Origin of the sequence: Burkholderia arboris, assembly GCF_902499125.1 — a bacterium.
Taxonomy (GTDB): domain Bacteria; phylum Pseudomonadota; class Gammaproteobacteria; order Burkholderiales; family Burkholderiaceae; genus Burkholderia; species Burkholderia arboris.
In genome coordinates, this window is the sequence record NZ_CABVPX010000005.1 from 280,964 (window position 1) to 307,692 (window position 26,729).

26 protein-coding genes are annotated in these 26,729 nt (G+C 68.0%); 14 read left to right on the forward strand and 12 right to left on the reverse strand.

The features are described from left to right. Positions 1-147 precede the first annotated feature (147 nt). Positions 148-1,128 carry an NADPH:quinone oxidoreductase family protein gene (locus BLA15945_RS08895; protein ID WP_174992074.1) on the forward strand — a complete coding sequence of 327 codons (981 nt, stop codon included), beginning with the start codon at positions 148-150 and terminating at the stop codon, positions 1,126-1,128. A gap of 91 nt (positions 1,129-1,219) precedes the next feature. On the opposite strand, the gene BLA15945_RS08900 is transcribed toward BLA15945_RS08895, so the two are convergent. Beyond that, positions 1,220-2,137, reverse strand: coding sequence for a LysR substrate-binding domain-containing protein (locus BLA15945_RS08900; protein ID WP_174992111.1), 918 nt, complete (start codon positions 2,135-2,137; stop codon positions 1,220-1,222). 179 nt (positions 2,138-2,316) lie between these two features. Between BLA15945_RS08900 and BLA15945_RS08905 the strand changes: the two genes are divergently transcribed. Both BLA15945_RS08905 and BLA15945_RS08910 read left to right on the forward strand, forming a co-directional pair. Next, positions 2,317-3,015 carry a pirin family protein gene (locus BLA15945_RS08905; protein WP_174992075.1) on the forward strand — a complete coding sequence of 233 codons (699 nt, stop codon included), beginning with the start codon at positions 2,317-2,319 and terminating at the stop codon, positions 3,013-3,015. Between the two features lie 50 nt (positions 3,016-3,065). Further along, positions 3,066-3,482 (forward strand): DoxX family protein, encoded by a 417-nt coding sequence (locus BLA15945_RS08910; protein WP_059234945.1) that lies wholly within the window; start codon positions 3,066-3,068, stop codon positions 3,480-3,482. A gap of 104 nt (positions 3,483-3,586) precedes the next feature. Here the strand turns inward: BLA15945_RS08910 and BLA15945_RS08915 are convergent, their stop codons facing one another. Next, positions 3,587-4,123: a PadR family transcriptional regulator gene (locus tag BLA15945_RS08915; RefSeq protein WP_059234943.1), complete on the reverse strand. Its 537-nt coding sequence runs from the start codon at positions 4,121-4,123 to the stop codon at positions 3,587-3,589. Between the two features lie 151 nt (positions 4,124-4,274). On the opposite strand from BLA15945_RS08915, the gene BLA15945_RS08920 reads away from it, so the two are divergent. Both BLA15945_RS08920 and BLA15945_RS08925 read left to right on the forward strand, forming a co-directional pair. Beyond that, positions 4,275-6,299 carry an NADPH-dependent 2,4-dienoyl-CoA reductase gene (locus BLA15945_RS08920; protein WP_174992076.1) on the forward strand — a complete coding sequence of 675 codons (2,025 nt, stop codon included), beginning with the start codon at positions 4,275-4,277 and terminating at the stop codon, positions 6,297-6,299. A gap of 42 nt (positions 6,300-6,341) precedes the next feature. Continuing rightward, positions 6,342-6,782, forward strand: coding sequence for a nuclear transport factor 2 family protein (locus tag BLA15945_RS08925; protein ID WP_059234939.1), 441 nt, complete (start codon positions 6,342-6,344; stop codon positions 6,780-6,782). Between the two features lie 45 nt (positions 6,783-6,827). Here the strand turns inward: BLA15945_RS08925 and BLA15945_RS08930 are convergent, their stop codons facing one another. From BLA15945_RS08930 to BLA15945_RS08950, 5 genes are read right to left on the reverse strand one after another with little or no spacing between them, the layout of a single operon-like run. Beyond that, positions 6,828-7,895, reverse strand: a complete 1,068-nt coding sequence (locus tag BLA15945_RS08930; protein ID WP_174992077.1) for an alpha/beta hydrolase family protein — start codon at positions 7,893-7,895, stop codon at positions 6,828-6,830. Between the two features lie 13 nt (positions 7,896-7,908). Then, positions 7,909-9,567: a bifunctional 3-(3-hydroxy-phenyl)propionate/3-hydroxycinnamic acid hydroxylase MhpA gene (gene mhpA, locus BLA15945_RS08935; protein ID WP_174992078.1), complete on the reverse strand. Its 1,659-nt coding sequence runs from the start codon at positions 9,565-9,567 to the stop codon at positions 7,909-7,911. Positions 9,568-9,617: 50 nt separating this feature from the next. After that, positions 9,618-10,685 carry a maleylacetate reductase gene (locus tag BLA15945_RS08940; protein WP_059234934.1) on the reverse strand — a complete coding sequence of 356 codons (1,068 nt, stop codon included), beginning with the start codon at positions 10,683-10,685 and terminating at the stop codon, positions 9,618-9,620. A 7-nt stretch (positions 10,686-10,692) separates the two neighbouring features. After that, positions 10,693-10,995 carry a Dabb family protein gene (locus BLA15945_RS08945; RefSeq protein ID WP_059234932.1) on the reverse strand — a complete coding sequence of 101 codons (303 nt, stop codon included), beginning with the start codon at positions 10,993-10,995 and terminating at the stop codon, positions 10,693-10,695. Then, positions 10,992-11,873, reverse strand: a complete 882-nt coding sequence (locus tag BLA15945_RS08950) for an intradiol ring-cleavage dioxygenase (protein WP_174992079.1) — start codon at positions 11,871-11,873, stop codon at positions 10,992-10,994. Before BLA15945_RS08950 ends, BLA15945_RS08945 begins: the two co-directional genes overlap by 4 nt. Before the next feature lie 118 nt (positions 11,874-11,991). On the opposite strand from BLA15945_RS08950, the gene BLA15945_RS08955 reads away from it, so the two are divergent. From BLA15945_RS08955 to BLA15945_RS08980, 6 genes are all read left to right on the forward strand, one after another. Continuing rightward, positions 11,992-12,915, forward strand: coding sequence for a LysR family transcriptional regulator (locus tag BLA15945_RS08955; protein ID WP_059234929.1), 924 nt, complete (start codon positions 11,992-11,994; stop codon positions 12,913-12,915). 161 nt (positions 12,916-13,076) lie between these two features. Further along, positions 13,077-13,985, forward strand: a complete 909-nt coding sequence (locus tag BLA15945_RS08960) for a SphA family protein (protein WP_174992080.1) — start codon at positions 13,077-13,079, stop codon at positions 13,983-13,985. A gap of 236 nt (positions 13,986-14,221) precedes the next feature. Further along, the gene (locus tag BLA15945_RS08965) at positions 14,222-16,312 is read left to right on the forward strand and encodes a TonB-dependent receptor (RefSeq protein WP_174992112.1); all 2,091 of its coding nucleotides are present in this window, start codon (positions 14,222-14,224) and stop codon (positions 16,310-16,312) included. Then, positions 16,312-17,109 carry an ABC transporter ATP-binding protein gene (locus BLA15945_RS08970; protein ID WP_059234926.1) on the forward strand — a complete coding sequence of 266 codons (798 nt, stop codon included), beginning with the start codon at positions 16,312-16,314 and terminating at the stop codon, positions 17,107-17,109. Before BLA15945_RS08965 ends, BLA15945_RS08970 begins: the two co-directional genes overlap by 1 nt. After that, on the forward strand, positions 17,106-18,095 hold the full coding sequence (locus BLA15945_RS08975; protein WP_174992081.1) for an ABC transporter substrate-binding protein: 990 nt from the start codon (positions 17,106-17,108) through the stop codon (positions 18,093-18,095). The genes BLA15945_RS08970 and BLA15945_RS08975 overlap by 4 nt, the downstream gene beginning before the upstream one ends. Then, on the forward strand, positions 18,092-19,132 hold the full coding sequence (locus tag BLA15945_RS08980; RefSeq protein ID WP_174992082.1) for a FecCD family ABC transporter permease: 1,041 nt from the start codon (positions 18,092-18,094) through the stop codon (positions 19,130-19,132). Before BLA15945_RS08975 ends, BLA15945_RS08980 begins: the two co-directional genes overlap by 4 nt. 58 nt (positions 19,133-19,190) lie before the next feature. On the opposite strand, the gene BLA15945_RS08985 is transcribed toward BLA15945_RS08980, so the two are convergent. Both BLA15945_RS08985 and BLA15945_RS08990 read right to left on the reverse strand, forming a co-directional pair. Further along, entirely contained in the window at positions 19,191-20,567 is a 1,377-nt protein-coding gene (locus BLA15945_RS08985) for an ATP-binding protein (RefSeq protein WP_059234921.1), read from the reverse strand. After that, entirely contained in the window at positions 20,568-21,293 is a 726-nt protein-coding gene (locus BLA15945_RS08990; RefSeq protein WP_059234919.1) for a response regulator, read from the reverse strand. It lies immediately after the preceding gene. Between the two features lie 245 nt (positions 21,294-21,538). Between BLA15945_RS08990 and BLA15945_RS08995 the strand changes: the two genes are divergently transcribed. The 3 genes from BLA15945_RS08995 (at position 21,539) to BLA15945_RS09005 (ending at position 23,446) form a co-directional block, all read left to right on the forward strand. Beyond that, the gene (locus BLA15945_RS08995; protein WP_174992113.1) at positions 21,539-22,285 is read left to right on the forward strand and encodes a MipA/OmpV family protein; all 747 of its coding nucleotides are present in this window, start codon (positions 21,539-21,541) and stop codon (positions 22,283-22,285) included. 269 nt (positions 22,286-22,554) lie between these two features. Further along, the gene (locus BLA15945_RS09000; protein ID WP_174992083.1) at positions 22,555-22,884 is read left to right on the forward strand and encodes a hypothetical protein; all 330 of its coding nucleotides are present in this window, start codon (positions 22,555-22,557) and stop codon (positions 22,882-22,884) included. A gap of 82 nt (positions 22,885-22,966) precedes the next feature. Continuing rightward, positions 22,967-23,446 carry a hypothetical protein gene (locus BLA15945_RS09005; protein WP_174992084.1) on the forward strand — a complete coding sequence of 160 codons (480 nt, stop codon included), beginning with the start codon at positions 22,967-22,969 and terminating at the stop codon, positions 23,444-23,446. A gap of 31 nt (positions 23,447-23,477) precedes the next feature. Here the strand turns inward: BLA15945_RS09005 and BLA15945_RS09010 are convergent, their stop codons facing one another. The 3 genes from BLA15945_RS09010 to BLA15945_RS09020 form a co-directional block, all read right to left on the reverse strand. After that, the gene (locus BLA15945_RS09010) at positions 23,478-24,695 is read right to left on the reverse strand and encodes a lytic transglycosylase domain-containing protein (protein ID WP_174992085.1); all 1,218 of its coding nucleotides are present in this window, start codon (positions 24,693-24,695) and stop codon (positions 23,478-23,480) included. Between the two features lie 396 nt (positions 24,696-25,091). Further along, entirely contained in the window at positions 25,092-26,252 is a 1,161-nt protein-coding gene (locus BLA15945_RS09015; protein ID WP_059234912.1) for a porin, read from the reverse strand. 260 nt (positions 26,253-26,512) lie between these two features. Continuing rightward, positions 26,513-26,695, reverse strand: coding sequence for a hypothetical protein (locus BLA15945_RS09020; RefSeq protein WP_155627158.1), 183 nt, complete (start codon positions 26,693-26,695; stop codon positions 26,513-26,515). Between the last annotated feature and the right edge of the window lie 34 nt (positions 26,696-26,729).

Sequence of the window (26,729 nt, forward strand, 5' to 3'; positions counted from 1 at the left end):
CGGTATCGCACCGACATTCCGGAATGCTGACGATGTCGCGAACGCCGCCTCCGGTGACCGTCGGACATTCGTCTTGAACCGGCCGCGCGGGGGTATCCCGCCGGCCGCACCGAGGCGCGGCCATGCCGCGCAAGGAGAGAGAAGCGCATGAAAGCCCTGTTGTGTACCGCATTCGGCCCGATCGACAGTTTGCGTATCGAAGATGTGGCGATTCCCGAACCGGCTGCCGGCCAGGTCCGGATCCAGGTGAAGGCCGCGTCGCTCAATTTTCCCGACGCGCTGATCGTGCAGGGGTTGTATCAGGTGAAGCCGGCGTTGCCGTTTTCGCCGGGCGCCGAGTTTGCCGGCGTGATCGACGCGGTGGGCGAGGGCGTCACCGCATGGCGGCCCGGCGATTCGGTGGTTGCATTCACCGGGCACGGCGGGTTCGCCGAGCAGTGCGTGGCCGACGTGCACCAGATCGCCGCGCTGCCGCCGGGAATGGCGTTCGAGCAGGGTTCGGCGCTGGTGCTGGCCTACGGCACGTCGCTGCACGCATTGCAGCAGCGTGCGCGCCTGCAAGCGGGCGAGACGCTGCTGGTGCTGGGTGCGGCGGGCGGCGTCGGGATCGCCGCGATCGAGATCGCGAAGGCGCTTGGCGCGCGCGTGATCGCGGCGGCGTCGAGCGCGGACAAGCTGGCGCTGTGCCGCGAAGCAGGTGCCGACGAGACGATCGACCATGCGACCGAAGACCTGCGCCGCCGCGTGGACGAACTGACCGGCGGGCGCGGCGCCGACGTCGTCTACGATCCGGTGGGCGGTGCTTGCAGCGAAGCGGCGCTGCGCGCGACCGCGTGGCGCGGCCGGTTCCTCGTGGTCGGCTTTGCGGCCGGCGAGATCCCGAAGATCGCGCTGAACCTCGCGCTGCTCAAGGAGCGCGACATACTCGGCGTGTTCTGGGGCGATGCGATGCGCCGCGACCCGGCGCAGCATGTCGCGAACATGCGGTTGCTCGCCGAATGGTTCGCGGCCGGCAAGGTGCGTCCGGCGATTACCGAGCGCGTGTCGCTGGCCGGTGCCGCCGATGCGATCGCACGGATCGCAAACCGGCGCGTGAAGGGCAAGGTGGTGATCCTGCCCGGCGCATGATCGGGGCCCGGTGCGCGGCGGCGCGATGCGCGTCGCGCGTCCGGTGACGGCGCGCGCAGTTGCGGCGCGCGTGCGGCTGCATTGGCGGCCGCTACGTGACCCGGTTCAGTTCCTCGAAGCCCACGACGAGCGCGTCGAGCAGATGGCGAACGGCGGGCACCATCCCGCGCCGGGTCGGGAAGATCGCGTGGACGAGCGCCGTCGGTGCCGACAGCGCGGGCAGCAGATGGAGCAGCCGGCCGGCCTGAAGGTCGGCGTTCACCAGTTCGCGCGGCAATTCGGCGACGCCGATACCGTCGAGCGCGGCAAGGCGCAGGGTCGCCAGATCGTCGGTCGCCAGTCGCGGCCGGTGGGCGAAGGCGAGGGCGCGCCCGTCGGCGTCCGTCAGGCTCCACACGAACCGGTCGCCGCTGCCGGCCGTCGACACCGTTGGCCAGTCCTTCAGGCTGTCGATCGACTCGGGCGCCGGAAAGCGGGCGGCCAGTGCCGGGCTCGCAACGAGAATCCGGTACGACAGTCCCAACTGCCGAACGGCGAGATCGGTGTTCTCCAGCGGCGGAACCCGCGCACGAATCGCGAAATCCAGCCCTTCCTCGATCACGTCCACGCGCCGGTTGGTTGCATCGAGCCGCACCTGAACCTGCGGATGGCGCTCGATGTAGCGTGCGACGATCGCGGCGACACCCGAACTCAGCAAACCGACCGGGCAACTGATGCGCACGGTGCCCTGCGGCAGCGTGCGCGTGCGATCCACGATGTCCTTCGCGGCTTTCGATTCGGCGACCAGCGCGACGCAATGCTGATGGAACTGCCGCCCGGTTTCCGTCAGCGACAGGCTGCGGCTCGTGCGATTGAGCAGCCGCACGCCCAGTTCTTCCTCGAGCGCGCGAATGCGCCGGCTGAGCTTCGACGTTTGCACGCCGAGGCTGCGGGCGGCCGCCGTAAAGCTCCCGTGTTCCACCACTTCCGCGAATAGCCGGAGATCGTTCAGGTCGGCGATGGGGTTCATGGCGGCGGCTCCGTTCGAATCGATCATTCTACTGGGGGCAATGATACGTTGCCATTCAGGAGATATGCGATCGATCTTTGCGAAATTAGCATTCATTCCACGTTCGGTGCCGCGCAGAAACCGGCAAGGCACCGCCAGGCAACCGCCCGCCGTCCGGGCAGCAGGAACAGGAGTCGAACATGTTGACGCATCGGCGTTGGGCATCGCTGGATACGGCGAATCACGGCTGGCTGCGCGCGAAATTCCATTTCGCGGTGACGGCCGACGGTACGCCCGGGCACGCGCCGCTGGGCCCGCTGATCGTATGGAACGACGACGAGATCGCCGTCGGCAGCGGGTTCCCGATGCACGGGCACCGCGACATGGAAATCATCACGTACGTGCGGCAAGGCGTGCTCGGCCATCGCGACACGCTGGGTTCCGAAGGCACGATCCGCGCGGGCGGCGTGCAGGTCATGAGCGCGGGCACCGGCATCCGGCATGCGGAGTTCAACGGCGGCGACACGCCGCTCAAGGTCTACCAGATCTGGCTGCTGCCGCGAGCGAATGGCGGCGCGCCCGGGTGGGGCACGAAGCCGTTTCCGAAGGGCGACCGGTCCGGGCGTTTCGTCGTGCTGGCGAGCGGCTACGCCGGCGACGACGGCGCGCTGCCGATCCGTGCCGACGCGCGCGTGCTCGGCGCAACGCTGAGGGCGGGCGAGCGGGTCGGACACGCATTGGGCGCATCGCGCCGCGCGTATCTCGTTGCGGCATCGGGGTGCATCGACGTGAACGGGGAACGCGTGGGATCGCTCGACGGGGTCGCGATCACGAACGAGGCCGCGCTCGACATCGTCGCGCTCGAGGATTCCGAGCTGGTGATGGTGGACGCCGGCTGAGTGCCTTGATTTTTTTAGTCTGCCGAATCATTTCATTTCAGGAGTGCATCATGAATCGTTACACGTATCTTCCGCTGCTCGGCCGCATTCTGATCGGCGCGCCGTTTCTGATGAGCGGGTTGAGCAAGCTGGCCGCGCACGCGACCACCGTCGGCTACATCGCCTCCGTCGGCCTGCCGGCGCCATCGCTCGCATTCGTGGTCGCGGTGCTCGTCGAGGCGGGTGGCGGGCTGCTGCTGATGGCGGGTTACCGGGCCCGCCCGGTGGCGCTGGCGATGGCGCTGTTCAGCCTCGTGACGGCCGTGTTCTTCCACCACAACTTCGCCGACCAGAACCAGATGATTCACTTCCTGAAGAACGTGATGATGGCCGGCGGCCTGCTGCAGATCGCGTACTTCGGCGCGGGCGCATTCAGCCTCGACGCACGGAACGCACGTGCCGCATTGCGTGTCGCTGCGGCGGCATGAGCGGGCCGGCCCGCATGTGTGGTCGGGGCGAACCGGCCGCGCGCAGGGCGAACCCGCTGTCCGGTTGAACCGCGCAGGCCCTGCACGGCAGGGGCCAAGCCGGTTCAATCCTTCGGCAGACGCAAGGTGTCGAGCGCGTCCTGCGAAAACTCGACCCAGAACCGCTCGTTCGCAATGCCGGCCTGCAGCACCAGATGCTGCAGGCGCTTCGCGCGCGAATCGTCGGGCGCCGAAAAATCGCGCGCCTCGATCTGCAGATACAGGTCGAGCTTCTCCTGGTGAAGCGCGATGCGCCGCCTGATTTCGTCCTCGAGGCCGGACGGGCCGAGTACCGCTTCTGCCCGCAGGCGCACCATCAACGCCTCGCGCAGCGGCGTCGGATCTTCCTGTTCGGCGATCCAGCGCCGAAGCTCCTTCTTGCCGGCGGGCAGGATCCGGTACGCGCGCTTGCGGCCACGCCCCGATTCAGCGGGCAGCGATTCGATCCAACCCGTTTCCTCGAGACGCCCCAGCTCACGATAGATCTGCTGATGCGTCGCCTGCCAGAAATAGCCGATCGAACGATCGAAGCGGTCGGCGAGCTCGGACCCCGAACCGGGACGTTCGGCGAGTGCGGTGAGGAGTGCGTGAGGCAGGGACATGTCGGATCGGAGGAGGCCGCGGAATGAATCGCATCTTGCCATATCGGGGCCACAGTACAAGCCAGGGATCATGTTTATGCAACGTGTTGCATAAACGAGGGCGGTGAACTACCATCTGTGCAACTTGTTGCATAAAAAATGGAGCCCCCCGATGACACCCCGTTATCCGCATTTGACGACCCCGCTCGAACTCGGCTTCACGTCGCTCAGGAACCGCGTGTTGATGGGGGCGATGCATGTCGGCCTCGAGGAAGCGCCGAACGGCTTCGAGCGGATGGCGGCGTTCTATGCCGAGCGCGCGCGAGGCGAGGCCGGCCTGATCGTCACGGGCGGATTCGCACCGAACGAGCGCGGCCGTCCGGCGCCGGGCGGCGCGATGCTGACGACCGAGGCGGAAGCCGAACGTCATCGCGTCGTGACGCGCGCGGTGCATGCGGAGGGCGGCAAGATCGCGCTGCAGATCCTGCACTTCGGGCGCTACGCGTATCACCCGGCGCTGGCGGCGCCCAGCGCCTTGAAGGCGCCGATCAACCCGTTCACGCCGCATGCGTTGAGCAGCGACGAAGTCGACGAGACGATCGCCGATTTCGCGCGATGCGCGGCGCTCGCGCAGCATGCGGGCTACGACGGGGTCGAGATCATGGGGTCCGAAGGCTACCTGATCAACGAATTCATCGCCGCGCGCACGAACCATCGCGACGACGCGTGGGGCGGCGCGTACGACAACCGGATCCGCTTCGCGGTCGAGATCGTGCGGCGCGTGCGCGCGCGCGTGGGCACGAACTTCATCGTCATCTACCGACTGTCGATGCTCGATCTCGTCGAAGGAGGTTCGACGCTCGACGAGGTGATCCGGCTCGCGCAGGCGATCGAGGCGGCCGGCGCGACGATCCTCAATACCGGCATCGGCTGGCACGAGGCGCGCATCCCGACCATCGCGACCAAGGTGCCGCGCGCCGCGTATGCATGGGTGACGCGGCAACTGATGGGCAAGGTCGGCATCCCGCTCGTCGCCACGAACCGGATCAATACGCCGGAAGTCGCCGAACAACTGCTTGCCGACGGCTATTGCGACATGGTGTCGATGGCGCGGCCGTTTCTCGCCGATGCCGAATTCGTCCGCAAGGCGCGGGAAGGGCGTGCGGACGAAATCAACACGTGCATCGGCTGCAACCAGGCGTGCCTCGACCACACGTTCAGCGGCAGGATCACGTCCTGCCTCGTGAATCCGCGGGCATGCCATGAAACCGAGCTCGTGATCCGCCCCGCACGGCAGCGCAAGCGGATCGCCGTGGTGGGCGCCGGGCCGGCGGGCCTCGGCTTCGCGGTCACGGCGGCCGAGCGCGGTCATGCGGTGACGCTGTACGAAGCCGGCGCCGAGATCGGCGGCCAGTTCAACATCGCGAAGAAGGTGCCCGGCAAGGAAGAGTTCAACGAGACGCTGCGCTATTTCCGCCGGCAGATCGAATTGCGCGGCATTACGCTGCACGTCAATACGCGGGCGACCGCCGAGATGCTGCTGCAGGGCGCTTTCGACGAAGTGGTGATCGCGACGGGCATCGTGCCGCGCACGCCGCCGATCGACGGCGCCGGGCATCCGAAGACGCTTGGCTATCTCGACGTGCTGCGCGACGACAAGGCCGTGGGCCGCCGTGTCGCGATCGTCGGCGCGGGCGGCATCGGCTTCGACGTCGCGGAGTATCTCGTGCATCGCGACGGCGGCGAGCGTGGCGACGCGGACCGGTTCTTCAGCGAATGGGGCGTCGACCGGTCCTATGCGCATGCCGGCGGCCTGGGCCGTGCGCAACCCGAGCCGGCTGCGCGGCAGGTGCATCTGCTGCAGCGCAAGGCGTCGAAAGTCGGCGACGGGCTCGGCAAGACCACCGGCTGGATTCACCGCACGGCGCTGAAAGCGCGCGGCGTCGGGATGTCGTCGGCGGTGACGTACCGGCGCATCGACGACGAAGGATTGCACGTGACGATCGACGGCGTCGAACAGACGCTGCCGGTGAACAACGTGATCATCTGCGCGGGGCAGGAGCCGTTGCGCGAACTGGCCGTGCAACTGGAGGCGGCCGGATGCAAGGTTCACGTGATCGGCGGCGCATACGAGGCCGCCGAGCTCGACGCGAAGCGTGCGATTCACCAGGGCACGACGCTCGCCGCGACCCTTTGAGACCGCTCGTTTCTTTTCCATCCGACGATACAGGAGACTTCGATGACGCACGCACCGCTCAATGTTCATCCCGCCGTTGCGAAATCGCTCGACGCGTGGCACGCAATGATCGAAAACAAGGACTTTGGCGCGCTGGATGCGATCGTCCATCCGGATGCCGTGTTCCGTTCGCCGATGGCGTTCAAGCCGTACGGGCCCGCGCCCGCGCTGTTGATGGCGCTGCGTACGGTGATCACGATCCTGCAGGATTTCACGTATCACCGCCAGTTCGTCACCGACGACGGCAAGAGCGTGGTGCTGGAGTTCAGCGCGGCCGTCGGCGACAAGGCGCTGAAAGGGATCGACATGATCCGCTTCGACGACGACGGGCTGATCGTCGAATTCGAGGTCATGATCCGGCCGTTCAATGCACTGCAGGCGCTCGGCGCGGAAATGGGCGCGCGGCTCGGGCAGCAGTTGCCGACGTTCAAGATCGGCGGTTGAGCGGGGCGGCGGCTGCCGTGTCGCCCGGCCCGCCGCCGCCTGTCGTTAAGCCCGCGTCAGCCGCTCGACGAACCAGTCGCACACGAACGCGGTGCGCTCGGACGCGTGGTTGTAGATCGTATGCTCGCCGTCTGGCCAGACCTCGAGCGTCGCATCGCCGCCCGTCGCCGCATCGAGAAACGGCTGCTGGTCGTCGAGCCGGATCAGCGGATCCTCGCCGCCGTGCAGCACCAGCAGCGGGCACGCGATGCGGTCGCGTCCGGACGAGAAGCTCATCCGCGCGAAGTTCGCCGCCACCGCGTCGGGATCGTCGTTGCCGAGCATCGCCGCGGCCTGTTCGACGAACGTGCGGAACGGCAGCAGCGACGGCGCCGCCAGCGCGCCGTTCACGCAACAGGCCGCGATCCGCCGGTCGCTCGCCGCGGTCGAAGCGGCCCACAATCCGCCGATGCTGTTGCCCCAGATACCGATCGGCCCGGGCACGCGTTCGGCGACGTGATCGACGAAGCGCCGATAGGCCGCGCTCATATCGACGTCGACGAAGATCCGCTGTTCGAGCCGCGTTTCGCCCTGGCCGGGCCCTTCGGCGAGCAGCGTGGCGATGCCGCGTGACTCGAGCGCGCGTGCGATCGGCCAGTACGCGAAGCCCCAGCCGCTCTGGCCACCGAACACGATCACGGTGCCGCGCAGGTGTTCCACCGGCGGGCGAACCAGCCAGCCGATCAGGCGGGCATCGCCGAACGGCACTTCGACGCGTTCGATCCGTTTGTCGGACCAGCGCGCGAGTCCGTACGACGCGTCGACGAGCCGCGCATAGAGCGCGCGCTTGCGCGGCACGTCGTGGTTGAACGCCATCTGCGCGAACAGCAGACCGGCGATGGCCATCGCCTGCGCGTCGGCGGCGGTGACAAGATGGCCGGCATCCGCCGCCTGCGTGGCGCGCGCGAGCTGCGCGTCGGCGAGCGCCTCGGCCGCGACATCCCAGGGTTCGCCGGCCGACGTGCGTGCGTGCAGCGCGATCGCGTCCGCGTAGTCCATTCCGCAATCGAGCAGGCGCGTGACGGGCATCGCGCGTTGCAGGGACAGCGCGAATGGTGACAGTTCGGTCGTCATGCGTGCATCTCCGTTACGAGGCGTGTGCGGCGGTGGCCGTGGCGGCGGACGGTTCGCCGGACGGCGCCGACCAATGCAGCTTGTCGCGCAGCGCATCGACGAGCGCGCCGAGATCGCGCAGGTCGGCCACCGAACCGAACACGAGGAAATCGGGCCGCCGGATATACGCGCCGATGCCGTGCGCATCCATGAACGCGCGCTGTTCGCCGTCGAGATCGATCACCGCATCCGGCGCGCACACGTCGTCGGCCAGCACGGCCACGTGACAGCCGAGCTGCGCGAGGAACGCGCGCTGCGCGTCGTCGAGATGGCGGCAAGGGTGCTCGCGCGTGACGAGCTGGAAGCCCTGGCCGACCACGTCGTCGAAGCGGCCGTCGGCCGCGCCGCGCCGTGCGCGCCCTTGCGGTGCCGGTGCGCCGGTCGTCGGCAGCAGCGTGCCGTCGGCTTCGGCGTGCAGGATGCCATGGCCGAGCTTCGGGAACGGCGGCATCGGCGGCATGTTGCCGGAGCGGAATGCCGCGTCACGCTCGGCGACCTTGCGCGGATCGTCCTCGTTGACGACCTGGCCGAGAAACAGCGACATCTGCGTGATCGCGGTCACGTGCGGGCGGCGCTCGGCTTCGTACGTGTCGAGCAGGTCGGCGGATGCGCGGCCGGTCAGCACGAGATCGAGCTTCCACGCGAGGTCGATGCCGTCGCGCATGCCCGAGCATGCGCCTTGCCCCATGTACGGCATCATCGTGTGCGCGGCATCGCCCGCGAGCAGCACGCGGCCGGAGCGCCAGTGTTCGGCCATGCGCGTCTCGAACGTGTAGACGACATGGCGCAGCAGCTTCAGGTCGTCCGGGCCGTAGCCGTAGTGGTCCTTCAGCCACTTCCAGCCGGCTGCCTCGGTTTCCCATTCGGCCGTCGATTCGTCCGGCAGCACGCGCAACTCGAAACGCGTGCGCTTCGTGCCGATCGGCATGTGCATGTACGCACGTGCCGGATCGCAGTAGATCGTCGTGCGCGCACAGCCGTCGCCGAGATCGCGCTTGTTTTCCGAATCGAGATTGAGCCAGCGCTCGTTGTAGCCGAAGTCGGAACGTTCGATGCCGAGCGTGCGGCGTACGAGGCTGTTCGCGCCGTCCGCGCCGATCAGGTAGCGCGCACGCATGGTGCGCGGCTGGCCGGTCCATTGCGCATCCTGGCCGCCGCGCCACGGGCGTGCCGTGAGCGTCACGCCGTCGTCGTCCTGCTGCAGCGTGTCGACTTCCCAGCCGCGCAGGATCGTGACGTTCCGGAAGGTGCTGGCGCGCGCATCGATCGCATCCTCGATGTCGGGCTGGTAGATCGAGATGTGCGCGGGGTAGCCGCATGCGCGGCCGGTCCAGTTCAGTTCGAGCAGCAGGTCGCCGTTCGCGTCGCGGTAGTGGTAGGTATCGACGGCCTTCGCGTTGCGCAGCGCATGATCGACGTCGGCGCTGGCCTGCACGATGCGCGCGGTTTCGCCGTCGATGTGCGTGAGGCGAGGCAGCCCGTAAGGCGTCGGCCAGCGTTCGAGGACGATCACGCGGTGGCCGGCGCGGCCCAGCATCGATGCGGCGACGAGGCCGGTCGGGCCGTAGCCGACGATCGCGACGTCGCACGACTCGACGGCGCCGTGACCTTGGCCGCTCGGTTCGGTATTCATGTGGGTTGTCTCCATGACGGGTTCGTTTGTTGGTGTGTCGTGTGGGCGCCTCAGTGCGCGGTCGAGCCGGGCAGGTTGCCGTCGAAGGCATCCTGCAGCAGCGCGCGCAGGCCGTCGCGTTCGATCGGGCGCGGGTTCCAGTACGGATTGGCGGCCGCGAGATCGGCCGCGCGATCGAGGTCGGTTTCCTGCATGCCGATCGCTTTCAACGAAACCGGTGCGCCGTTGTCGAGCGCCAGTGCATAGAGGCCGCGCGCCGCGTCGTTCGTGCCGATCGCGCGGGCGATCCGCTGCATCGCGTCAGGCGCGTGCGCCGCGTTGTATGCGAGCGCATGTGGCAGCACGACCGTGTGGGTCGGCGCGTGCGGCAGATTGAAACTGCCGCCGAGCGTGTGACAGAGCTTGTGGTGCAGCGCCATGCCGACGTTGCCGAGCACCATTGCGCACAGCCAGGCGCCGTAGAGGGCGTCGCTGCGCGCGGCGAGATCGGCGGGATCGCGCCGCACACCGGGCAGGCCGTGCGCCAGCGCGCGAATGCCTTCCTCGGCCACGAGGCTCATGACCGGATTCGCGTTGTTCGCGTACAGGCCTTCCGCTGCGTGCGCGATCGCATTGAGGCCGCTCGTCACCGACAGCTCGACCGGCAGCGTCACGGTGAGCGCGGGATCGTAGATCACCGTCTTCGGCAGCACGCGGGCGTCGGTGCCGGTGCGCTTGAGGCCGCCTTCGGTCAGCCCGTAGATCGGCGTCATTTCGCTGCCGGCGTACGTCGTCGGTATCGCGAGGATCGGCAGGCTGCTTTCGAGCGCGATCGCTTTGCCGAGGCCGATCGTCGAGCCGCCGCCGATCGCGATCGCGCAATCGGCGTCGCATGAACGGGCGAACGCCTGCGCATCGCGGGCGATCTCGATCGGCACGTGCATGGTCGCGCGGTCGTACAGCCCGGCGGCACGCGCGCCGAGTCGCTCGACGATGTGTTGCGCGAGCTCGCGCTGCTCCGGCGTGCAGAGCACGATCGCCCGTTGCGCGCCCAGTTCCAGCACTTCGCGTTCGAGGTGGTCGAGGCTGCCCGCGCCGAATATCACGCGTGCGGGGCGTGCCTGGTAGATGAAGTTCATGTCGTCGTTACTCCGTTGCGTAGTCGACCTGATGGCGCGCGATGCGCAGGCCCGTCAGTGCGTCGCGTACGCGTGCGTGTTCGGGATGCGCCGCGTAACCGTCCAGTGCTTCGCGCGATTCGAAATCGGCGACGAGAATCAGGTCGCACGCGTAATCGGTCGCGCTGAAATCCGCGCCGACCTCGAGGTGCGTCATTCCCGGAATCCGGCCGCGCAGGCTTTCGAACGCAGTTTTCACGCTGGCGCGCGCCTCGGCGCGCTCGCGGTCGGTTGCGCCGGCAACCTTCCACATCACGACGTGCCGGATCATGCGGCACGCTCCGCGGGATTCAGCACGAAGTCGTAGTCGAGCGTGTAGAACGGCGTGTCCATCCGCGATCCGTCGGGCGCGATGCCCGGCGCATGCCGGACCCAGTCGGCGACGAGCGTCGAGCGCACGCCGAATACCGCGTCGGAGTCGAGATAGCGGTCGCCGTCGCGGAACACGTGCGTGATCAGCGTCTCGTAGCCGCGTGCCTGGATCATGAAGTGCAGGTGTGCGGGGCGCCACGGGTGGCGGCCGAGCGCATCGAGCATCGCACCGACGGGGCCGTCGTGCGGAATCGGATACGGCTCGGCGAGGATCGAGCGGAACGCGTAACGGCCGTCGGCGCCGCTGCGCAGCCGGCCGCGCGCGCGATGCGTGACCGACCCGTCGCCGGCCGGCTGCTGCACGTCGTAGTGGCCGTCCTCGTCGGCTTGCCAGACCTCCAGCGACGCGTGCGCGATGGGCGTGCCGTCGATGCCGCGCACATGGCCGGACACGAAGCAGGGCTCGCCGCATGCGCCGTTCGCGATGTCGTCGAACATCGCGAATTCGGGGCTGCCGTCGACGTAGAACGGGCCGAACACGGTCGCCTCGGTGCAGCCGGCCGGTTTCGCGTGGTTCTGCGCGGTGACGAGCGTGGACAGCCCGAGCACGTCGGACAGCAGGATGAACTCCTGGCGCTTGTCGTCGGTGATGTGGCCGACGGCCGTCAAAAAGCCGATCGCCGATTGCCATTCGGCCTCGGTGAGCTTCGTTTCGCGGGCGAATGAATGCAGGTGCTGGACGAGGCTCGTCATGACCGTGCGCAGCCGCTCGTCGCGACAGCCGGAGAGCGACGCGATCACGGCCTGCGTGATGGTGTCTTCGTTGAGATTGCGCATAGGGGTTGTCTCCTGATGTCGTTCGATGGCGCGTTGACGTAACATTAATTCCTCCCGGGATCGTAAAAAAGATGATTTGGAGGAGTTTTGTTCTCCGCCAGGTGGAAGAATCGAACGCATGGACAAGTGGACGCAGATCGAGTTTTTCGTACAGGTGGCCGAGCTGGGCAGCCTGTCGAAGGCCGCCGAACGGCTCGGCATGTCGAGCGCGGCGGCGAGCCGCTGCCTGAATGCGCTGGAAGAGCGGCTGGGCGCGCGGCTCGTCGAGCGCACCACGCGCCGGCTGTGGCTGACCGACGCGGGGCATGAGTACCACCGGCGGTGCGTCGCGATCCTGACGGAGTTGTCGGAAGCCGATGCGGCCGTCAACGAGGCGAGCGTCAACCCGGCCGGCACGCTGCGCGTGACGGCGTCGGTGTCGTTCGCGTCGATCTACATCGCGCCCGCGCTGCCCGAGTTTCACCGGCGCTATCCGAACCTGAACGTGCAGATCATCGCGGCAAACCGCTACCCGGATTTCATCGAGGCCGGCATCGACGTGGCGATCCGTACGCGCGAGCACGAGGCCGATTCGGGCATCACCGTGCGCAAGCTCGCCGAGACGCGGCGCGTGCTGGCCGCGTCGCCCGGGTATCTGGCGAAGCACGGCGCGCCGGCGACGCCCGATGCGCTGGGCGACCACCGGCTGCTGGTGTACAACCTCGCGAACGATCCGTACGTGCTGCATTTCCGTCACGGCGCGAAGACGCAGTCGGTCACGATCAAGAGCGTGCTCGATGCGAACGAAGGGCAGGTGATCCGTGCGGCGGCGCTCGCCGGGCTCGGCATCCTGATCCAGCCGCTCTACATCGTCCACGACGACATCGTCGCCGGGAAACTCGTGCCCGTGCTCACCGACTGGCAACTGCCGGCGCTCACCGTCAACATCGCGTACCAGAGCCGCCGCCATCAGCCGGCGAAGATCCGCGTCTTCACCGAGTTCCTGATCGAGCGCTTCGAACGCCTCGGGCTCGCGCGCAAATGGAAGGAAGTCGGCCGCTGATCGCAAGCGGCCCGGCGCTGTCGCGCATTTCTCCGCATGACGGAGAACTGTTCTCCCGATCGTCGTCTTTTTCGCCGCCGTCGTGCGATTTACATTGCGTCTCCCCGGGCCAGCAGCGCCCGGCTCGCGATTACACGATAACAATCCGGTCTGGAGACGACATGAAACATGCATTGCGACGAGTGCCGTTGGCACTCCTGATCGCCGGGGCCATTCACGTGCCGGCGCTGGCCACGGAGGGCGGCCAGATCAGCTATCCGTTCGGCGTCAACACGGTGCTGAACGGGCTGCTGCCGCCGCCCGGCAACACGCAGTACTTCAACTATTCGCTGTATTACTCGGCGAACCGCTTTGCCGGGCCGGACGGCGGCAGCGCGGTGCCGGGGTTCCACCTGAGCGTCGTCGCGGAAACGCCGCGCGTCGTGCATACCTGGGGCGCGACGTTCGGGCCGTTCTCGCTGTCGAGCAGCGCAATTGTGCCGATCGTGCACCTGCATCTGTCGACGCCGGGCGGCACCGGCAACCGCACGTCGCTCGGCGACGTGATTCTCGAGCCCTTCATGGTCAATTACGCGAATGCGTCGAAGACGTTCTTCGCGTTCTTCTCGCCGTCGTTCGCGGTGCCGAGCGGTGCGTACTCGGTGAACCGGATCGCGAATCCGGGGCTGAACACGTATGCGTTCCTGCCGTATCTCAGCACGACGTGGTTGCCGGGCCGCGACTGGGAGATGTCGACGACCACGCTGGTGGAGCTGAATTCGCCGAACCACGCGACGCGTTACCACTCGGGCGCGGTCGCCGTGCTCGACTACCTGATCGGTTATTCGATCGGCCGGCGCGTGCAAGTGGGCGTGCAGGGCACGTTCCTGAAGCAGTTCACCGACGATACGCAGGATGGCGTGAAGGTCGGCTCCGACGGCTTTCGCGGGCAAACCGTCGCGATCGGTCCGCAGTTGCGCTACATGTGGGGGCCGGCGTCGGGCGTGGTCGTGAAGTATCAGCACGAGTTCGCGGTGCGCAACCGGCCGCAGGGCGACAAGCTGTGGGTGCAGTTCAGTTTCCCGTTGTAAGCGCGCGGTGAAGGGGGAAGCTGACAAAACCCTGACGAATCAAGTTGATATAATGTATCATCCGAGGTTTTCGTCGCCGGCGGCTGGCGACGACATCCAACGAAGATCGATACGACGTGACGAAATCCGGAAACCACCCGGCGCGCGGGGAGCGGCACCATGCCGCGCCGCGCCGGAACACGGGCGCCTGGCGTGCATGCGCGGCGCGCAGCTGCACGACGCTGCTGGGCTGTGCAATGGCCACGTCCGGCGTGCTGGCCGCCGAAGCCGCGGCCCCCGCGCCGGACGACCGGCGCGCGCTGCCGGCCATCAACGTCACGGCTTCATCCGCACCGGCCGATCCGCTGACGCAGCCGCTCGAAACGGGCTCGCGGCTCGGGCTGGCAAGCCTCGATACACCCGCGAGCGTCGAAACCGTCACGGCCGACACGATCGAAGCACGCGGCGATCGCACGGTGCTCGATGCGGTCACGCGCACGGCCGGCTTTTCGAGCGCGATGGCGCCCGGCACCGGCGGCACCGCATTGAGCGTGCGCGGCTTCAGCGGGCAGGAATCGGTGATGACGCTGCTCGACGGCGTGCGGCTGATGCCGGCGGCCGGCACGATCACGTTTCCGTTCGATACGTGGTCGGTCGAGCGCATCGAGGTGCTGCGCGGCCCGGCGTCGGTGCTGTACGGCGAAGGGGCGATCGGCGGCGTCGTGAACGTCGTGCCGAAGCGGCCGCAGCGCGAGAGGGAGACGACGCTGCAGGCCGGCGTCGGCCCCGACGGCGCGAAGCGCTTCGGGTTCGATACGACGGGCGCGCTCGGCCCGCGGCTGTCGTACCGCTTTTATGCGAGCGATGCGCGCGCGAACGGGCTGGCCGAACGGGCCGATACGCATACGACGGCAATCGGCGGCGCGCTGAAATTCGACGTGAGCCCGCAGCTCACGCTGACGCTCGACTACGACTACGGCCGCCAGATGCCGGCGACGTACTACGGCGTACCGGCGCCGAACGGCGTGCTCGATCCGTCGCTGCGCAAGCTCAACTACACCGTCGGCGATGCGACGATTTCGTACTATGACCAGTGGACGCGCCTGTCGGCCAGCTACCGGCCCACGGCCGGCGTGACGATCGACAACCAGCTCTACTACCTGACGTCGAACCGCCACTGGCGCAATGCCGAATCGTATGCGCTCGATGCGGCGACGGGACGTGTCACGCGCAGCGACTATCTCGACATCGGCCACCACCAGCGGCAGATCGGTGACCGGCTGAGCGCGCGCTTCGACGGCATGCTGTTCGGCCGCGCGAACCGCTTCGTCATCGGCACGGAGTTCAGCCAGATCACGTTCAGCGGGACCAACAACTCGCCGTACGGCGGCGCATCGACGGTGGCCGCGCACGGCTTCGATCCTGGCGTGTTCACGAGCCCCGATCCGACCGTGCCGCAATTCAGCACGCGGGCGCGACAGGCCGCGGTGTTCGCGGAGAACCGGCTCGAAGTGCTGCCGCGGCTCGCGTGGGTGAGCGGCCTGCGCTACGACCACATCGCGTTCAGCCGCGAGCAGGCGGCGACCGGGGCGGGCTTCGACAAGCGATTCGCGAACGTCGGCTGGCGCACCGGTTTCGTGTTCGAGGTTGCGCCGACGCTCAGCGCATACGCGCAGTACACGACGGGCGCGGAGGGGCTCGGCTCGCTCGTGACGCTGTCGGCATCGCAGGCGAACACCCGGCTCGCAACCGGCGAACAGTGGGAAGCCGGGCTCAAGCAGACGCTGCTCGACGCTCGCGCGTACTGGACGTTCGCCGTGTACGACATCACGAAGCGCAACCTGCTCAGCACCGATCCGTTCAATCCCGCGCTGCGCCAGCAGGTCGGCCGGCAATCGTCGCGCGGCGTCGAGCTGACGGGCGGCGCGCGGCTGCCGCACGGCTGGACGATCGATGCGAACGTCGCGCTGCTGCGTGCGCGCTACGACGCGTTCAACCAGACGGCCGGCGGCGCGACGGTGTCGCGGGCCGGCAACGTGCCGTCCAACGTGCCGCAGCAGACGGCGAACCTGTGGCTCGGCTGGGCATTCGCCGAGCGCTGGCAGGCGAATGCGGGCGTGCGCTACGTCGGCGCGACCTACGGCGACGATGCGAACCGCGTGCAGGTGCCGTCGTATACGGTGTTCGATGCATCGCTGCGCTGGCAGCCGACGTCGCGCACCGAGCTCGCGCTCTACCTGCGCAATCTCGCGAACCGCACGTATGCGGTGACGACGTCGAACGGCGGCGAGCAATGGCTGCTCGGTCCGTCGCGTTCGGCGGAGCTCGTCGCGACGATGCGCTTCTGATGCGGCGCGACGTGCATCCCGTTACCCGCATGCTCGACATCGAGCGCGTGAGCTGGTCGCCCGGCGGTGCGGTCACGGTGCTCGATTCGGTGGCGCTGACCGTTGCCGCCGGCGAGTTCGTCGGACTGGTCGGTCCGAACGGCAGCGGCAAGACGAGCCTGCTGCGCTGCGTGTTCCGCTACGCCCGGCCCGACGCGGGCCGTGTCGCGCTCGATGCGCAGGACGTGTGGCGCATGCGACCGCGCGCGGTCGCACAGCGCATTGCGGTGCTGCAGCAGGAGGCGCCGGACGATTTCGGGCTGACGGTGGACGAACTGGTCGGCATGGGCCGCACGCCGCACAAGCGGCCGTTCGACGCGGAATCCGCCGACGATCGCAGGATCGTCGAGTCCGCGCTGCACGACGTCGGCCTCGTCGAGCGCCGCGCGCAACGCTTCGCGTCGCTGTCGGGCGGCGAGAAGCAGCGCGCGCTGCTGGCCCGCGCGCTCGCGCAGCAGCCCGAACTGCTGCTGCTCGACGAACCGACCAACCATCTCGACCTGCGTCACCAGCTCGAACTGCTCGCACGCGTGCGCCGCCTCGGCATCGCGACGCTCGCGACGATTCACGACCTCAATCTCGCGGCTGCGTATTGCGACCGGCTCCACGTGCTCGCGCACGGCCGGGTCGTCGCGTCCGGCGTGCCGGACGACGTGCTGACCGAAGCGCTGCTGCGCGACGTGTTCGGCGTCGCCGCGCTCGTCGATCGCCATCCCGTCACGGGCCGGCCGCGCATCACGCCGCTTCATCCGGAATGACCGCCATGCCGTTTCCTTTGTCCTCTGTTGCACGCCGGCTGGTTGCCGCCGCCGTGCTCGGCTGTGCCGCCGCTCACGCGGGCGCCTATCCCGTCACGGTGCGCAGTTGCGACCGCGACGTGACGTTCGATCGCGCGCCGACGCGCGCGGTCAGCAACGACGTGAACCTGACCGAGATGATGCTCGTGCTCGGCCTGAAGGACCGGCTCGTCGGCTATACGGGCATCGGCGGCTGGAAGACGGGCACCGCACGCGTGCGCGACGCATTGCGCGGGGTGCCCGAGCTGGCGAGCCAGTATCCGTCGCTCGAGGTGCTGGTCGCCGCACGCGCCGACTTCTATCTCGCGGGCTGGAACTACGGGATGCATGTCGGCGGCCCGGTGACGCCCGCGACGCTCGCGCCGTTCGGCATCCGCACGTACGAGCTGACCGAGTCGTGTTCGCACGTGATGAAGCAATCGGCCGCGTCGTTCGACGACGTGTTTCGCGACCTGAACACGCTCGGCCGGATCTTCGGTGTCGATGCGCGTGCCGCGCAGGTGGTCGCCGCGATGCGGGCGCGTCTCGCGGCGGTGTCGCGCGCGATCGGGCAGCCTGCGCCGCTGCGCGTGTTCGTCTACGACAGCGGCACCGACAAGCCGATGACGGCAGGCGGGCTCGCGATGCCGACCGCGTTGCTGGCGGCGGCCGGCGCGCGCAACGTGATGGACGACCTGTCGCGCAGCTGGACGCAGGTGAGTTGGGAGAGCGTGGTCGCGCGCGATCCGCAGGTGATCGTGATCGTCGACTATTCGGCCGTGACGGCCGCGCAGAAGCAGCAGTTCCTGCTGAGTCAGCCGGCGCTTGCGCGCGTGGCCGCCATTCGCGACCGGCGCTTCGTCGTGATTCCGTACGATGTGGCGACGCCGGGCCCCGAGAACGTCGCGGCGGTCGAGACGCTCGCGCGCGCACTGTATCCGGCCGCATTCGCCGGGCCGGCGCGATGAGCGTGGGCGGGCGGGGGGCGCGGCCCGGCATGCGCGTGGCGCTGCCGGTGCTGGCCGTGCTGCTGAGCGTGTCGATCGTCGTGTCGGCCGCGTTCGGTCCGGCGCCGGTCGCGATGCCGGATGCGGTGCGGATCGTCGCCATGCACGTCGCGTCGGCATTCGGCGAGGCCGGTGCATTCGCGCCGGGAGCGGGAGACGACAGCATCGTGTGGCTGATCCGGATGCCGCGCGCACTGCTGGCCGCGATCGTCGGCGCGACGCTGGCGGCGGTCGGCGTCGCGTTGCAGGCGGCGACCGCGAACCGGCTGGCCGATCCGCACCTGCTCGGCGTGAGCGCAGGCGCGATGCTCGGCGCCGTCACGGTCACGGTGGTGGTGGGCGCGGCATTCGGCCCGTTCACGTTGTCGGCCGCCGCGTTCGCCGGCGCGCTCGCGGCAACCGCATGCGTCGTCGCGCTCGCGCATCGGGGCGGCCGGCTCGAATCGGACCGGTTGCTGCTCGCGGGCGTGTCGGTGTCGTTCATGATGGCCGCGTTCGGCAACCTGTTGCTGTATCTCGGCGACCAGCGCGCCGCGTCGTCGGTGCTGTTCTGGATGCTCGGCGGCGTCGGGCTCGCGCGCTGGGATCTGCTGCCGGTGCCGGCCGTATGCGCGGCGCTCGCCGGCGGCGCGCTGTACGCACGCCGGCGGGAACTGAATGCGCTGATGTCGGGCGATGTCGCCGCGGCGTCGCTCGGCGTGCCGAGCGCGCGGATGCGGCGCGAGGTGTTCGTCGTCGCATCGTTCGCGACGGGCGCGATGGTCGCGGTGAGCGGCGCGATCGGCTTCGTCGGGCTCGTGACGCCGCATCTGTGCCGTCGCGTCGTCGGCGCCGAGCACGGCCGGCTGCTGCCGGTCGCCGCGCTGACGGGCGCGATCCTGCTCGTGTGGGCCGATGTCGCGGCCCGCACGCTTGCGGCGCCGGAGGATTTGCCGATCGGCATCGTGACCGCGATGTTCGGCAGCCTGTTCTTCGTCGCGTTGCTGCGCCGCCGCTGAGCGGCGCAATCCCGTCAGATCCGGTGGGCGACGGCGGGGCGGCCGCCCGCCGTGCAACTCATCGCGACGGCGTGGCCGTGCGCTTGCCGTCGCCGGGCGTGCCGGCACGTGAATCGATGCTCGCCACGTCGAAGAGGCTGTCCGGCAGTGTCAGCGGGGGCAGCGTGATGACGAAGCGTGCGCCGCCGAGCGGCGAATCCTCGAGCCGCACGTCGCCGCCGTGCACCTGCGCGACGCGCCGCACGATCGCGAGCCCGAGGCCGAAACCGCCGGTCTGCCGGTCGCGGCTGGAGTCGAGCCGCTGGAACGGCTCGAACACGCGCGCGCGTTCGGCGGCCGGAATGCCGGGGCCGTCGTCGTCGACACTGAGCACGAGCGCGCCGGTCGCGTCGCTGGCAGCGGCCAGCACGACCTTGTGCGATGCGTAGCGTGCGCCGTTGCGGATCAGGTTCAGCAGCGCGCGGGCGACGAGCTTCGGGTCGCACACGTGGGTCGCGGGCGCACCGAGCGCCGAGACGTCGAGCGTGATCCCGCGATCGGCGACGTCGTTCGCGACGTTGCCGGCGACGCTGTCGATCAGCGCATCGACGACGATTTCCATCGGCGCGAGCTCGCTCGCACCCTGTTCGAGCCGGCCGATCGTCAGCAGTTCGGTGACGAGTTCGTCGAGTTCGCGCACGTCGCGCCGCAGTGCATCGCGGCGCTCGCGCATCCGTCCCGTTTCGTCGGGCTCGGCAAGCAGCGCAAGCCCGAATTCGAGCCGTGCGAGCGGCGTCTTCAGCTCATGCGAGATACCGTGCATCATTTCGCGCTGCTGCTTGATCGACGCCTCGATGCGCGCGGCCATGTCGTTGAACTGCTGCGACAGGTCGTAGATGTTCGACTTGCCCGACAGCTTCACGCGCGTCGACAGCGTGCCGGCGCCGAACGTGCGGGCCGCTTCCTGCAGCCTGCGAATGTCGCGCCAGTGATAGTGAATCCACAGCACCACCGCGAACAACGTCGCGAGCGCGAGCAGCATGTACGCATAGATCCGGATGTCGAGGTCCGGCGGCTCGATCGGGCGCGCATGCAGCACCGAGCCGTCCGCGAGCGGCATGTAGTAATCCTTGCCGTTGTAGCTGATCGCGATCCTGCCGGCATCGAGATCGCGCAGCGGCGCGCCGTTCAGTTGCGCGCGCGCGTCGGCCATCGACATGAAGCCGAACCCTTCGTTGCCGTGCAGCGCGAGTTCGCGCAGCGCGAGCGCGCGCTGCGCGCCCGGATGGCGCTCGAGGTAGTCGTTCAGCACGAACGAATAGGTCGTCAGCGAGTCGCGCTGCGCCTGCGCGACCCGCTCGTAGAAGATCCGGTCGAACGCCAGCTGGATGAAGACGATCGATGCGGCGACGCACACGATCACGATGAGGTACAGCCTGATCAACGGGCGCAGCATTTATTCGTCCCACGCGGAAGGGCTGAACAGGTAGCCGCGACCCCAGATCGTCTTGATCTTGTGCGGCTCCGACGACGCGTCCTCGAAGCGGCGGCGCAGCTTCGAGATGCCGGAATCGACCGAGCGGTCGAGCCCGTCGAATTCGATCCCGCGCAACTGCTTCAGGATGTCGTCGCGGCTCAGCACGGTGCCGGCCGCGCGCGCGAGGATCAGCAGCAGGTTGAATTCGGCCGTCTTCAGGTCGACCGGCTCGCCGCGCCACGTGACGGTGCGGTTCGGCGGCGAGATCGTCAGTTCGCCGAACACGAGCGCGTCGGGCGCGGCAACGGGTGTTTCGATCGCGGCCGGCTGCGCGCGGCGCAACAGCGCACGGGCGCGCGCGACGAGCACGCGCGGTTCGAGCGGCTTCGTCACGTAGTCGTCGGCACCCGTCTCGAGGCCCGCGACCTGGTCGTACACGTCCGCGCGTGCGGTCAGGATCAGCACGGGGATATTCGTGAACGCGCGAATGCGCCGGCAGACTTCCATGCCGTCGAGATTCGGCAGCATCAGGTCGAGTATCACGAGGGCCGGCTGGTGCTCGCGCACCGCCGCGACGGCGAGGTCGCCGCGCCGTACGACCGTCACCGCGAATTCGTAGCCGTCGAGGTATTCGCGGACGAGCTGCGCGAGGCGGTCGTCGTCCTCGATCAGCAGCACACGGTATTTGAGCGGATTGTCGTTCATGGTCTCCTCAGGATGCACGCGCCATTTCACACCCGGCAGGCTGTTGCGCGGCGTGGCACGCGAATTCTATCCGGCGTTCCGGAGGCGGGGACAGCGGTACGACAATCTCGAACAATCGAACACAATTGAGCACAGATTCTCCGCAGATTCTGGACAGTCTTGGGGCAGGGCGGCACCTAGACTGCGGGCTCCGTCACTCTTATCTCAATATTGTGCGCCCATTACTTCGCCGCTACCGCTATTGCGTGCCGCTCGCCGGCCTGACCCTCGCCGCCGCCGCCCACGCGGAAAACCAGTATTCGCTGTCGCTCGGCGGCGGTTTCGCACCGCGCTACCAGGGCAGCAACCAGTATCGCGGCGTCGTTGCGCCGTCGTTCTCCGCGAAGTTCGGCAACGGCTTCTTCATCGACGGCACGCAGGGCGCCGGCTACCGGCTGGACCTGCCGCATGGGGTGTTCGTGTCGGCGGCCGTCAGCTACGACGCGGGCCGCGCGGACGAGAACCGCTTCGACCTGCCGGGCTCCGACTACCTGAAGGGCATGGGCCGGATTCCGGGCTCGGTGCTCGTCGGCGTGCGCGCAGGCGTGACGCTTTTCAATGCAGCCGAGCTGAGCGTCACGATCGATTCCCCGGTGACGCACACGTCGCGCGGCGTGTCGGGGCACATGGATCTCGCGGTGCCGGTGTTCAAGACGTCGCAGCACGAGATCGTCGTGACGGGGACCGTGCATGCGGGCTCGGGACGCTACATGCAGACGTTCTACGGCGTGACCGACGCACAGTCGATGACGAGCCGGTTCCGGCCGTATTCGGCGAGCGGCGGGATCGACAGCGCGTCGATGGCGGTCGCGTGGAACTGGACGCTGTCGCAGCACTGGTCGGTGCTCGCGACCGGTGGTGTGACGCGGCTGCTCGGCCGTGCCGGCGACAGCCCGATCGTCCAGTCCCGCAGCAACTACTACGGCATTGCAGGCGTGACCTACACGTTCTGAGCGTGCTGCCGCGGCAGGCGTGACCCGGCGCAATCGCCGTGCATGCGCGGTCGCGCTGCATGGCGTGCGGTAACATGCAGGCGGCTTCGGCAGCAGGCCGAACCCGCGGCTGCGGTGCGCCGAATCGGCGCGGCCGGCGCGCGCGAGGCTGCGGTTGGCCGGCCGGCATCTTCCGGAAACGGCCGGCGGCGCGGAACCGATCATGCATGCAACGCCCGCTCGGCGAGGAACGCCGCACCAGTGTCGCCGGGCGCGAAAGGGAGAAACCGATGAAGAAGACGATCGCGATGATGACGGCGCTGGTTGCGAGCGCAACGTTTGCGGGATGTGCGGACATGAACACGAAAATCTCGAGCGCGGGCAGCACGCCGGCGAATGGCGGGCCGGCGGGCGCGGCGCAAGCCTGCAAGGCGGACGCAGGGCCGGACGATGCGCTGGTCGGCAGGACCGAGGCCGATGCGAAGGCGCAACTGGACGGCTGCCTGTGGCGCGTGCTCGAGCGCGATGGCCAGTCGCTGCCGGGCACGATGGATTACCGGCCGGAGCGCCGCAATCTCGGCATTCGCGGCGGGAAGGTGATCTGGGTGCGGCGCGGGTGACGGCGGTTGCCGGCGTGACGCGCCTGTGCGTATCGTCGCCGGGCACGTGCCGCCCGGCCCCACGGGTCGTGCGGGGCCGTCGATGAACGTCAGGGCAGGGGCGCTCGCTTTGGCGCTGACGGTGCCGGGCGTGCTCGCCGCGTGCGGTCCGCATGATGGCGAAACGGCGGCGACGCGGCGCACCGTATGCATCACCGGATACAACGAGTACGACCGCAAGCTTCACGAATTCTGGCTCGACAACGAGCACCGGTCGGGATGCTTCGGCAATCCGTCGGCGCGGGATGCGGGCGAGGCCTTCGGCGGCGGTGGCGGGTTCGCCTGCGGCTGCAAGGTCACGCCGGGGCAGCAGGTGAAGCTGTCCTGGCTATTCGCGCAGCCGCTCGACGACATTCAGCGCGGTATCCCGGCCGAGCACAAGACGATCGACGTGACGATTCCACAGCCGGAATCGGCGACGTCGCGTTACCTGCGCGTGTATTTCAGGAACAACGGCACGGCCGAACTGCAGTGGGTGGACGACATGAACGCGCCCGAGCTGCCGCCGACTGCGCAGCAATGATCGCCGCGCGACGCGCGCGATCGACGGCGCGTCACTTCGAGATGTACCACAGTGCGTCCGTGCTGACGCGTGCGGGCTGAGCGGCCGCAGCCGGCGCCTGGACCGGTGCGGGCGGCGGCGTGTTCGACGTGATCGCCGTCGGCAGCGTGGCGGGAAGGTTCGCCGTCGACGGCGAGGCCGCCGTCGTGCCCGACGTCGACGGCGTATTCAGATACCACAGCGCGTCGGCCGACGCCGTGCGTTTCGCCGGCGTACCGGTTGCCGTGTTCGTGGCCGCATTCGTCGCCGTACCGGCGGCCGGCTTCTTCGATGCCGCGGCCGGGGTCGCACCTGCCGTACCGGCCTGCGCGGTCATGCCCGCGGCCGCTGCACTGCGCTGCGCGCGCGCTTCGAACGCGCCGAGCTGGAAGATTAACGTTTGCGCGGGACGCGTCAGGACGGCATACGGAAACTGCAGCTCCCATGACATCAGCACGCGCCCGGCCGACGTCTCGGTGAAGATCGCCGGCACGTGCTTCATGTCGCTGAACTGCACGTAGATCCGCGCACCGTCGTCGAACACCTGGGTCGGCTTGGCCTGGTCGGCGCCCGTGACCGACCAGCCGAAGTTGTACGTGCCGGCCGGACCGGCGGGGCCGCCCTGCGGCGGCGGAGGCGGCGGGGCCGGAGACACCGTGCGCGGGCGCGTGACCGTCGACGCCGGCACGCTCAGGCTCGCGAACGGGTTGTACGCCTGTGCCTGTTGCGGCGGCGTAAAGGAAGGGGGCAGGATAGGCATGGGGGTATCCGGCGAATCCGGCATGGTCCGGATTGCATCATAGACCTTGCGCGCATACGCGAGGCGCTTGTCGGGCGACGCGGAGTTGTACGCGCCGATCGCGTTCCAGTTGGGGCCGAGCTGGCGGATGTTCTGCGACAGGATCCACGCGCCGACATACGCGTTCGTGCACGCATCGAACAGGCTTTCCCGCGTGATGCCCTCGCGCGCGAGCGTCGGCAGCCACGTGCTGTTGATCTGCATCAGCCCGATGTCGACCGTGCCGTTGGTATTCGTGTTGACCGCGTTCGGATTCATCCCCGATTCGACCTGCGCGATGCCGCGCATCAGGCTGACGCTCACGTGCTGGAACGTGGCCGCGTCGTCGAGGCAATCGGCCCGCGCGACACCGTGCAGCGCGCACGACATCGCAATCGTCGAGGCGATTTTCAGTGTTTCGCGGCTGATCGAACAGGTGGTATGACGCGGCATGGCAGGATGGGGCGGAATCCGGCCGCCCGGTGCAAGGAAATTACGCAGACGCGAAGTGTGCCATAGCGAGCAGACAAATGGCTCGCGTCAAACTTTCCTTTGCATTTGCCCGGGCGTTTGTCGCGCCTTTTTATCGCGCCGGATCATGCGGTGCGACGATCTCCGGCCGGTAAAAATGGCCGGTATTGGCGCGAGCGCCAATACGATGGCGGCGACCGGAACCTGACGCGTTACGTCAGTCGTGGGGTGAAGCCGGCGACGAATCGCGCGAAAGGGAAATCGCCCGGCGGCGATTGGCGCGGTGAACGCACGCGATATAAAAAAACGGCGGCCGAAGCCGCCGTGTGCGCAATGCGGATTCGACCGGCCGCGCGCCGCGCAGCCGGCCGTTCGACATCAGAAGCGGTGACGCAGGCCGAGGTTGACCATCGTCTGCGAGCTCGTGCCCGCGTAACCGTACGAGCCGATCGATGCCTGCGCGGCCATCGAGCCGCCCTTGCCGTCGCCGGTCTGGCCGCTCGCGTGCTGATACGCAGCGGTCAGGTAGACGTCGGTGCGCTTCGACAGGTTGTAGTCGGCGCCGGCCGATACCTGGTGATAGGTCGCCGACGTGTCGCCGCCCGAGCGCGTGTAGCTGTAGCCAACGCCGACGAGCAGCGCATTCGTCGCCTGGTAGTTCACGAAGCCTTGCCCCGTGTTGTAGTGCTCGTTCGAGCCGAACACCGAGCTTGCGTCGCGGCGGTACTGCGCGTTGCTGTAGCCGAGGCCGAACGTGAACGGGCCGGCGACGTACTGGCCCGCGATGCGCGCGATGCCGATCGAGTGGGCGCTCGCATAGCCGTTGTTGATCGGGCCGTCGAAGGTGCCGTCCGACGAGCTGGTCCAGCCGTTGCGCAGGCCGCTCGACGCGGGGCTGTTGGTCGCATGGAAGTAGCCGCCCGCGACGCTGAACGGCCCGTTGTTGTACGACACGGCAGCCGAGTACGACTGCGCGGCGCCGGTGCTGCCGGCAATGCCGCCGAACGAATACATCGCCGAGAACTGCAGGCCCGAATAGACGGCCGACGTGTACTTCACCGCGTTGTCGACGCGGAAGCTGTTGTCGTAGTTGTCGACGTCGCCCGGCGTCGCGAATACGCTGCCCAGATAGTTGTCGGCGGTGATGCCCTGCACGAGATCGACGAGCGGATCGTACTGGCGGCCGAACGTGAGCGTGCCGTAGCGGTCGCTCGTCAGCCCGACGAACGCCTGCCGGCCGAACATGCGGCCGCCCTGGCCTTGCCGGCCGTTGCTCGGGTCGAAGCCGTTCTCGAGCTGGAACAGCGCCTTCAGCCCGCCGCCGAGATCCTCGGTGCCTTTCACGCCCCAGCGGCTGCCGGCCAGGTTGCCTGCGCTGCTGTTGCCGAGCATCCACGCGTTGTCCTTGCCCTGCGCGTGGTTCACATAGGTGATCGACGTGTCGATCACGCCATACAGCGTGACGCTCGACTGCGCATGCGCGACGGGTATCGCCGCGAACGACGCGACGGAAATCAGCGAGAGGGTCGTGCGTTTCATTTCATCTCCTTGCGCATTGGCTTGTGTTCGTGATCCGGAATGGCAGGAGACTACAGAGCCGGAATAAAACGGCAAAAATGAAATTCTCCGGTGTGGTCTGATGCAGACGGAGACGTTCTTCGAAATTCACCATTGAGGGATTTGAATTATTGACGATCGCGTATCAATTGGTTTTCATTTCGCGATTTTCTCAGGGCATTTTGCGTCGCGCGTGATAATTCCGGGTGATTTTCGGGGGAATTGCCGTCGGCGGAATATTGTTATTGATCCGTCAAATCATTATTTAATGAATTGAATTGGCCGGGCTGTAATGAATGTGATAAACGCGCGCCGCGCGCGACCGCCGGCGGCATCGCGTCGTCGCGATCCGTCGCCGCCTCGTGGTCGTCGCGCACCGAAACCCGGGCTGCAAGCTTACTTTTGTATATAATAATCATTCTCATTTACAGAATCGTTGACGCCTGCGCACCCCGGAAC